This is a genomic window from Paracoccus salipaludis, assembly GCF_002287065.1.
Lineage (GTDB): Bacteria > Pseudomonadota > Alphaproteobacteria > Rhodobacterales > Rhodobacteraceae > Paracoccus > Paracoccus salipaludis.
This window is the reverse complement of sequence record NZ_NSJZ01000152.1, coordinates 1-542: the sequence shown is the minus strand read 5'-3', so window position 1 is coordinate 542 and position 542 is coordinate 1. Positions and strand designations below refer to the sequence as shown.

General features: G+C 50.0%; 2 protein-coding genes. One reads left to right on the top strand and one right to left on the bottom strand.

The window, feature by feature from the left end; genetic code table 11:
- On the top strand, positions 1-191 hold a 191-nt coding region (locus CK240_RS19100), incomplete at its 5' end, for a hypothetical protein (RefSeq protein ID WP_205957939.1).
- A gap of 28 nt (positions 192-219) precedes the next feature.
- Here CK240_RS19100 and CK240_RS19095 read toward each other — a convergent pair.
- Positions 220-542: hypothetical protein (locus CK240_RS19095; RefSeq protein WP_205957938.1), on the bottom strand; the 323-nt coding region annotated here is incomplete at its 5' end.

Sequence of the window (542 nt, the reverse complement as noted above, 5' to 3'; positions counted from 1 at the left end):
CGTTCACTAAAGAGCTTGCTGGCTTGAAGTGGGATAAGGATTTCTTTCTTTCCACGGATCAGGATATTCCTGCTATAAGGTTTGGAACGTATGATGATATTTCCTCGCGAGATTATTTAAGCTCATTTGCTATTGATGTGACGAACCTTTCGTTTTCATCCTTTTATCAGTCTCAGACCGGTAAGTCATAAAATTATATCGTTCATTGACTGCTGTGATTTATGGACCTCTTCGCCACTTCCACCAGGGACGCTTCGTCCTATAAGCATTATCGCTAATGAGCGCGGTAATACGCTGCTCGGCTCGATCCAGTCGCACTCGCAAGTCAGCCACAGTTCCGGCTAACTGTTCGCGCTCGCGCTCTGCGATGGCTCGTTCCCGCTCCCGCTCGTCTATCAATAGAGAAAGCTGCAGGCGCAGGATTGCTGCTTCATCTGTCTCACTGTTGCGTGGTGCACCATGGTGTGCGTCATGCTCTGCGTCGGACGGGGCCACGAAGGGATAAGCACGTGCGAGCTCAGCAGGATCTATGGCAAACATCC